This is a genomic window from Candidatus Aquicultor secundus (genome assembly GCF_002791875.1).
GTDB lineage: Bacteria > Actinomycetota > Aquicultoria > Aquicultorales > Aquicultoraceae > Aquicultor_A > Aquicultor_A secundus.
This window is the reverse complement of the sequence record NZ_PFNG01000270.1, coordinates 7027-15249: the sequence shown is the minus strand read 5'-3', so window position 1 is coordinate 15249 and position 8223 is coordinate 7027. Positions and strand designations below refer to the sequence as shown.

Here is an 8223-nt window from a genome sequence, read left to right as displayed (position 1 = left end):
TCCCGGCTTCTTAAAAACGATTTGTCATTCCGAACTCGTTGTGCTACGATTAGTGCAGTTTAGCCGAGGTCAAGAGTTCACGGCAGGTAGGTTTGAAATGCTGTGGACTATTTTTTTGGAGGTGGAAGGCTTGAGGAAGGATATTCATCCTGATTATGTCGAGGCAAAAGTTTCGTGCTCATGCGGCGAGACATTTACAACCCGCTCGACCAAATCAGAGTTAAAAGTAGAGCTATGCTCGAAGTGCCATCCGTTCTACACGGGTAAGCAGAAGCTCGTCGACAGCGGTGGTAGGGTGCAGCGTTTCCAGAAGAAATACGGTCTAACAGTTACCGGATCGAATGCAGAGGAACCGGAAGCCAAAGCAGCTAAAAAAGAAGCTGCAGAATAAGGGGGATAGGCTAGCGTGGCCAAAACTTACTACGGCGGCCAGGCTGTTATAGAGGGCGTTATGATGAAAGGCCCCAAATATTGGAGCCTTGCCGTACGAACGCCGGAAGGCGAAATTACCGATATTACCGAGCGCTCGAAATCAATCGGTGAACGCTGGCCTATTCTTAAAAAACCCCTGTTAAGGGGCATTGTTGTCTTAATCGAAACCATGATTCTCGGGGTAAAAACCATAGCTCTTTCCGCAAACCTCTCGCTCGGGGAGGCGGAAGAGGAGATCACACCTAAAGAGATGGTGGCGACCTTAGGCCTGGCACTCGTTTTGGTCATCGGCTTGTTCATGGTCGTCCCGTTTTATCTGACCAGATCCGCCCATCAACTGATCGGCAACCGTGTCCTGTTCGCCCTCGTCGAGGGGACATTCAGGATCAGCATCTTTGTTATCTACATCGCCGTGGTATCGAAGCTCAAGGATATTCGGCGGGTCTTTCAGTACCACGGAGCGGAGCATAAAACCATCCACACCTACGAAGCGGGTGAGGAGTTGACCCCCGCAAACGCCGCCAAACATACAACGCTTCACGTGCGCTGCGGCACGAGCTTTATGCTCATCGTTATGGTGGTCGCCATCCTCGCGTTCTCGTTTCTTCCAACGACAAACGTGTTTACCAGGATCGCCGGCAAGATAATCCTTATCCCTGTGGTTGCCGGTATCTCTTACGAGATAACCAGGCTTGCCGCGAAATACAGCAACAACCGGATGATGAAGATTCTCACGTGGCCGGGCCTGGCGCTTCAAAAACTTACCACGAAAGAGCCCGATGAATCGCAGCTTGAAGTCGCGATCTATGCGCTTAAGGGTGTCCTCGCGGCTGAGGGCGTAGAGGGATTTGCAACAAAAGAGACCGCTCCAAGCAACGGTCAGCAACCGGATACCGAAACCAGCCTGGTTTTGATCGAGCTCGAGTCTTCATAGCGCGACAAAACCACTCGCAACTCGTATGCGGTTAGAAGTTATCCCTTAGGAAGATGTCTACTATTAGTGTGCCATGTCAATTCCACATTAGGTTCGCATTGCCGAATGATGCGGTCATTACTTCTAATCTCATCCCGTTTCTACTATAATTAAAAGTTGGTAAGAGTTGGGCGTATCTGCAGCTTTTGTGTTGCTTGAGCACACCTAACGGCTAGAAATATTGGTGATTACGATGTTGGAAAGATTACAAGAAGTTTTAAATAAGTATAACGAAATAACGGAGCAATTAAGCGACCCGGCGGTAATCGGCGATCAGAATAAGTATCGCGACTACGCAAAAGCGCACGCCGGGATGACGCCCCTTGTCAACCTTGTCAAGCGCCTGGAAGAGCTGGAAAGCGGGATAGCCGACGCCCGGGAAATGGTCAAAGAAGAGAAAGACCACGAGATGCAAGAATTCCTGCGCGCCGAACTGCAGTCCATGCGCGAGGAGAGGGAAAAAGTTGAGGAAGACATTAAGCTTCTGCTGGTAGCAAAGGATCCGAACGATGAGAAGGATATTATCGTCGAGATCAGGGCGGGCGCCGGCGGCGATGAGGCAAGCCTTTTTGCGGGCGACCTCTTCAGGATGTACAGCCGCTACGCCGAGTCCGAACGCTGGAAGATACAGGTCTTAAGCTCGAGCCCATCCGATGCGGGCGGCTTTAAAGAGGTTATCTTCGAGGTCAAGGGCGATGGCGTTTATAGCAGGCTGAAATACGAGTCAGGAGTCCACCGGGTTCAAAGGATTCCGGTTACCGAATCCGGCGGGAGGATTCATACCTCAACGGTTACGGTTGCCGTTTTGCCCGAGGCCGAGGATGTCGAGGTCGAGATCGGCCCGAACGACATTAAAGTGGATGTTTTTAGATCGGGCGGACCGGGCGGTCAGTCGGTTAACACCACCGACTCCGCGGTGCGAATAACGCACCTGCCGACCGGCCTTGTCGTCTCATGTCAGGACGAGAAGAGCCAGTTGCAAAACCGCGAGCAGGCGATGAGAATCCTGCGCGCGCGCATCTATGAGAAGATGCTCGAGGAGCAGCAGGCCGAGCTTACCGCACAGCGGCGCTCCCAGATCGGTACCGGAGACCGCAGTGAGCGGATCAGGACTTACAACTTCCCGCAGGGAAGGGTCACCGATCACCGCATCAACTTTACGGTTCACAACCTGCCGGCGATTCTCGAAGGAGAAATCGACGATGTAATCGACGCGCTGGCCTCGTCCGATAAGGCGGAGAAGCTCAAGCAGGTGGTGTAAGGTGCAGTGATTGTGATAGATAAAGTTTTAGATGTAACATCAGAGACAATACATCATGTTCTTACCTGGGCCACCCTTTGGCTGGAGGGTGGCGCTGTGTTACACCCGCAGGTCGAGGCGGAGAGAATTCTCGAAGACGCGTTAGGTTGTTCCAGAGCGGAGCTTTACCTTAACAGGAAGCATGCTCTTACCCAAGCCGAGCTTGAATTTGTAAATAAAGTCATAAAGGAGAGGCTAACGGGAAAGCCGCTTCAGTATATCCTCGGGCACCAGCAGTTCGGGCACCTCGACCTGGCATGTCGTGAGGGTGTGCTTATCCCGAGGCCCGAGACAGAGCTTCTGGTCGAGGCGGCGCTCTCTGAACTTAACAATCTCGGCGGTCCCAGAACCGTTGCCGACATAGGAAGCGGTACCGGTGCGATCGCCGTAAGCATCGCGTACGAGTATAAGCAGGTAAAAGTTTATGCAGCCGATATATCCGCGGAGGCGATTTCGCTTACCGAAGAAAACGCCCGCACGTATGGGGTTGATAGCAGAGTCCACGCTATTGCCTCCGATGTTTTGAGCGGCCTTGGCGACTTGCGGGGGCGGCTCGATATGGTGGTCTCAAACCCGCCGTACATCCCGCGCTCCGAGCTTGCCGCCCTGCAGCGGGAGGTCCAATTTGAACCGGCGGAGGCCCTTGACGGCGGCGAGGACGGGCTCGATTTTTACCGGAACATCGTTCGCCAATCCCCGGAGTTTTTATTGCCCTGTGGCATGCTGCTCTTTGAAATCGGAATCAACCAGGCTCCTCATATCGTCGCATTACTGAAAGAGGTCGGCTGCTTCAAGGATATTGAAGTCCGCAAAGACTACCGGGGCATCGACCGCATCGTTACGGCACGGAAGGCGTAATATGGCAGGATTTGTTCCAAGAGAGACAAAACTTGTCGCCATCGACCCGCATAATCCCAAGACGGAGCAGCTGGTGCCGGTTGCAGAAGCGGCATGGGCGGGGAAACTTATCGTTTTTCCCACCGATACCGTTTACGGGATGGGCACAAACGCGATGATTCCCGAAGCGGACCTGGCCATATTTGCAGCGAAAGAACGCCCTGCCGATAAGCCTTTAATACTGATGATCGCTAATCCTGCGGATGCCGAGCGGTATGCTCGAGTAGTAAATCCGGTCGCTAAAAAACTGATCGAAGAGTACTGGCCCGGCCCGCTGACCTTAATATTTAAGAAAAAACCGATAGTGCCCGATGAAGTTACGGCCGGTAGCGAGACAGTGGGGATTCGCTGTCCCGATAGCCTTATTTCAAGGATGATAATCGAGCTTGCCGGCGTTGTGCTCGCGACAACCAGCGCCAACATAGCCGATAACCCGAGCCCAAAGACCGCGGACGAGGCCAAAGAAAACCTCTGGGGCCGCGTATCATATATCGTCGACGGCGGCACAACCGAACTCGGGATCGAATCTACGGTTGTGGATGTTTCATCGCCAGAGCCTAAACTCATCCGCGAAGGGTTTTTATCATGGAAGGACCTGAGTGCAAAATTGGGGTTAAGTAAGCAGTAGAGAGCAGGCAGTGATACAGAACAATTTTAGCTATAACGGTTATAAAGATTTGATAAGTTTAGTAAGTTTTAATGCTGCTTACTGCTTACTCCCCACTGTCTGCTAGGGGCTTTACAAGCCTGTAAGCTCGGGGTATCCTTTAAAAGACTGTGTTAACGGTAGGTTCAGGAAAGGCGGTAAGGGAGTTTGAGGATCGTAATAGGCGCCGACCATGCCGGGTACGGCATGAAAGAAGAACTTAAGGAAGTTCTCCGGCAGGAGGGAATCGAGTTCCTTGATGTCGGCACGATGAACGGCAAAGAATCCGTGGATTACCCGGTTTTTGCCAAGGCGGTGGGCGAGAAGGTGGCAAGCGGCGAGTTTGATCGCGGTGTGCTTGTGTGCGGCACGGGAATCGGCGTCGCCATCGCGGCGAATAAGGTAAAAGGCGTTCGGGCGGCCAACTGCGGCGAACCCGTGAGCGCGAGGTTTAGCCGCGAGCACAACGATGCAAACGTCCTTACGGTCGGGTCGCGTATTATCGGCCCGGCGATGGCCCGGGAGATATTAAAGGTTTGGCTCAAGACCGAATTTGAAGGTGGACGACACGCCGAGCGCGTGAGTAAGATAAGTGAGATCGAGAACAATCAGGAGTGAGCAATGACGTTACGAGTAAGTGATCCGCAAATCTGGCAGGCTATCCAGGGAGAACTGACCCGCCAGCAAAACACGCTGGATCTTATAGCTTCAGAAAACTACGCCAGCGATGCCGTGCTTGAAGCACAGGCATCGGTCATGACGAATAAATACGCCGAAGGGTATCCGGGGCATCGCTACTACGGCGGCTGCGAGTTTGTGGATATCGCCGAGAACCTGGCCCGCGATCGGGCAAAAGAGCTCTTTGGGGCCGAGTATGCCAACGTGCAACCCCATTCCGGCTCTCAGGCGAATGCGGCCGTCTACCTGGCGCTTCTAAAGCCCGGGGATACGATCATGGGATTAATGTTGCCGCACGGCGGTCACTTAACGCACGGCAGCCCCGCAAATATCTCGGGACAAATCTATAACGTGGTTGCATACGGCGTGAACCACGAGACCGAACAACTCGATTACGATGAGATACGAAAGCTCGCTATCGAACACAAACCCCGCATGATCGTGACCGGGGCGAGTGCGTATCCCAGAATCATCGACTTTAAAGCGTTCAAATCGATTGCCGATGAGGTCGGCGCATACCTTATGGTGGATATCGCCCATATTGCAGGCCTTGTCGCGTCCGGCGTCCATCCGAGCCCTGTACCTTACAGCGATATCGTTACTTCAACCACACATAAGACGCTTCGCGGCCCGCGCGGCGGTCTTATCTTGGCCCGCGCGGAGTATGGAAAAGCCCTTGATAAAGCGGTGTTTCCGGGCACTCAGGGCGGGCCTTTGATGCATACGGTGGCCGCTAAAGCTGTTTGCCTCAAAGAAGCGATGACCGATGAGTTTAAAGTGTACTCGGCGCAAATCGTTGAAAACGCGCGCGCGATGGCCGCGGCCTTGACCGAGCGGGGCTTTAGAATTTGCTCGGGAGGCACCGATACGCACCTGATGCTGGTCGACCTCACGAATAAGGGGATTACCGGCGCAGATGCCGAGAACGTGCTGGCTTCGGTCGGCATTATCGTCAACAAGAACACAATCCCGTTTGAAACGAGAAGCGCCTCGGTGGCCAGCGGTATTCGTCTCGGCACGCCGGCGATTACGACGCGCGGCCTCAAAGAAGCCGAAACCAGGCACCTCTCGAGCCTGATCGCCGACACTCTCGAATCCATGAACGACGAGGCCGTCCTTAAACGCGTCAAGGGCGAGATCATCAGCATGTGCGGGGCGTTCCCGATTTATAAAAGCCTCACGGTTGGGGTTTAGAAGGGAAATCTATGAACGATATCCGTCCCTCCTGGGATGAGTATTTTATGAATATCACGAAGCAAGTCTCACAGCGCTCCACCTGCTTGCGGCGCAAAATCGGTGCGCTTCTGGTGTGCGATAAAAGAATTCTTGCCACCGGATACAACGGTGCGCCCTCTGGTATAAAGCATTGTTACGATGTTGGCTGTCTCCGTGAAGAGAAGGGGATTGCTTCCGGTGAACGCCATGAGCTATGCCGCGGCCTTCACGCCGAACAAAACGCCATCATCCAGGCTGCGCTCTATGGGGTAGCTGTCAAAGGAGCATCGATCTATAGCACTCACCAGCCCTGTGTCCTGTGTGCTAAAATGTTAATAAACGCGGGCATTACGGAAATATTTTACGAAGAAGGGTACCCGGACTCCCTATCCGAGGAATTACTTAGCGAAGCGGGTATCAAGGTTAAGAAGCTCTCTTTCTAGGCCTAGCAGCACTTTTGAACGTTACATTTTTAACGATGTTCGTTAAAATAGGCAACCAAGCTATTGAAACTATGTGAAAATTATTGTAGAATTCTAAGGGTTGGAGCGTAATATGCTACAAATGTTACAATCTGATGATGACCGTTGGCCGTACTGGGACCAGGAATTTGAAGGCGACGACGTCGAAGAACAAGGCGATGCGGCAACAGAACAAAGAGCTGAGAAACACGTAGAATACGTAGCTGACAAAAACAAAGCGATAGGCAAAAAGAAGCAGGAAAATACCCCGGATTCTTCTTCTGATGACCTGATGAGATTTGTATCTCTTGGGACTGAGTTGGTAGCGGCGGTACTTATCGGAACTTTCCTAGGATGGGCTTTTAATCGGATTACCGGCTATAAGGGTCCGTGGGCGCTGGTCGTAGGGATAGTGATAGGTTCGATAGCAGGGTTTTTGAATATGTACCGCATTATCACTGAAGAAGAGCAGAAAGAGGAGCAACGCAAGCGTGGCTCCTCAAAGTAGAAGAAGTAAAAGCCTGCGTCATAAGCCCCCGTTTAATTTAAAAGAGATCGCACTCTACGGGCTCCCATTTTGGGCGGGAGCGCTGGTGGCGGGATGGTACTTCAAAGGGTTGCTGGGTTTACAGAGCGCCTTCGTCGGGCTTATCTTGCTCGGCATATATGTTTTGAGTTCCACTGGTTTCATTAAGAAATCGGATCGATATCTGAAGAAATCGGCTGGTGCGGTGGTTGGTATAGCTGTAGCCGGTTTCTGGATACGACTGATCGGCTTATGGTTGCTGGCATTTCTCGTGTCGCGTATTGTGCAATTGAACTTGCCGGTTGTGCTGGTCACAATCGCAGTTGGCTTTACAGTCGTATTAGCCATAAGCGTTAAAAATTGGTTAAGAGATTAGTTTACCTGGCTTATAAGCCAAGAAAGGAGTAGTTAAATTGGCGGCAGAAGCAGCTGGCGGCAACGTGTTGACTGAACTTTTAAATGAATTTAGCCTCTCGAACGAGCACGCCTACGAGTTCTTTGGAATCCCACTTCCCCATGGACCGGGGATGCATCTCCTCGGTATCGATTTCTCAATAAACAAAGCGGTAGTTGTGGTATGGCTCGCTACGATCATTGTGGCCGGCCTTATTTTGTATACCGCTCGAGCAAAGGAATTGGTTCCAACCAGTCGTCTCAGGAATGCCATCGAAGCACTCGTTCAGTTTATCAAGATGGACATCGTTGATCCCAACATGGGGCATGAAGGTAAGAAGTGGCTTCCATTTATCGGCGTTATTTTCTTCTTCGTCCTCTTTAACAACCTTCTTGGTTTGATCCCTGGTTCCAACTCCCCAACGGCGAATATTAATTTTACGGCGACGATGGCGATTATAGTGTTCGCAACATTTGTGTTGATGGGAATGATAAAACAGGGTCCTTTCGGGTATGTTAAGAATCTTGCGCCTAGCGGCCTGCCAACTTGGCTCTATTTCATCCTTTACCCAATCGAAATCGTGAGCCAGCTAGCGAAACCTCTCTCACTGGCCCTCCGACTTTTTGCCAACTTGCTTGCAGGCCATATTGTTGTCGGCGCACTGTTGGGCCTTATAATTCTTTTTGGTAGCTGGGCAGTAG

The 8223-nt window shown here is 52.0% G+C and carries 11 protein-coding genes; all 11 read left to right on the top strand.

Annotation, left to right across the window (positions count from 1 at the left end):
* On the top strand, window positions 1-391 hold a 391-nt coding region (gene rpmE / locus COY37_RS12110), incomplete at its 5' end, for a 50S ribosomal protein L31 (RefSeq protein WP_502693758.1).
* A gap of 15 nt (window positions 392-406) precedes the next feature.
* Window positions 407-1366 carry a DUF1385 domain-containing protein gene (locus COY37_RS11430; RefSeq protein ID WP_286678323.1) on the top strand — a complete coding sequence of 320 codons (960 nt, stop codon included), beginning with the start codon at window positions 407-409 and terminating at the stop codon, window positions 1364-1366.
* A 232-nt stretch (window positions 1367-1598) separates the two neighbouring features.
* Window positions 1599-2666, top strand: coding sequence for a peptide chain release factor 1 (prfA, locus tag COY37_RS11425; RefSeq protein ID WP_286678324.1), 1068 nt, complete (start codon window positions 1599-1601; stop codon window positions 2664-2666).
* Window positions 2667-2678: 12 nt separating this feature from the next.
* On the top strand, window positions 2679-3563 hold the full coding sequence (gene prmC, locus COY37_RS11420; protein WP_286678325.1) for a peptide chain release factor N(5)-glutamine methyltransferase: 885 nt from the start codon (window positions 2679-2681) through the stop codon (window positions 3561-3563).
* Window position 3564: 1 nt separating this feature from the next.
* The gene (locus tag COY37_RS11415) at window positions 3565-4230 is read left to right on the top strand and encodes an L-threonylcarbamoyladenylate synthase (protein WP_286678326.1); all 666 of its coding nucleotides are present in this window, start codon (window positions 3565-3567) and stop codon (window positions 4228-4230) included.
* Window positions 4231-4416: 186 nt separating this feature from the next.
* Complete coding sequence (gene rpiB / locus COY37_RS11410) at window positions 4417-4866, top strand: ribose 5-phosphate isomerase B (RefSeq protein ID WP_286678327.1); 450 nt, start codon at window positions 4417-4419, stop codon at window positions 4864-4866.
* 3 nt (window positions 4867-4869) lie between these two features.
* Window positions 4870-6120: a serine hydroxymethyltransferase gene (gene glyA / locus COY37_RS11405; RefSeq protein ID WP_286678328.1), complete on the top strand. Its 1251-nt coding sequence runs from the start codon at window positions 4870-4872 to the stop codon at window positions 6118-6120.
* An 11-nt stretch (window positions 6121-6131) separates the two neighbouring features.
* On the top strand, window positions 6132-6584 hold the full coding sequence (locus COY37_RS11400; RefSeq protein ID WP_286678329.1) for a deoxycytidylate deaminase: 453 nt from the start codon (window positions 6132-6134) through the stop codon (window positions 6582-6584).
* A gap of 112 nt (window positions 6585-6696) precedes the next feature.
* Complete coding sequence (locus tag COY37_RS11395) at window positions 6697-7110, top strand: AtpZ/AtpI family protein (protein ID WP_286678330.1); 414 nt, start codon at window positions 6697-6699, stop codon at window positions 7108-7110.
* On the top strand, window positions 7094-7504 hold the full coding sequence (locus COY37_RS11390; protein ID WP_286678331.1) for a hypothetical protein: 411 nt from the start codon (window positions 7094-7096) through the stop codon (window positions 7502-7504). The genes COY37_RS11395 and COY37_RS11390 overlap by 17 nt, the downstream gene beginning before the upstream one ends.
* Window positions 7505-7541: 37 nt before the next feature.
* Window positions 7542-8223: F0F1 ATP synthase subunit A (gene atpB, locus COY37_RS11385; RefSeq protein ID WP_286977646.1), on the top strand; the 682-nt coding region annotated here is incomplete at its 3' end.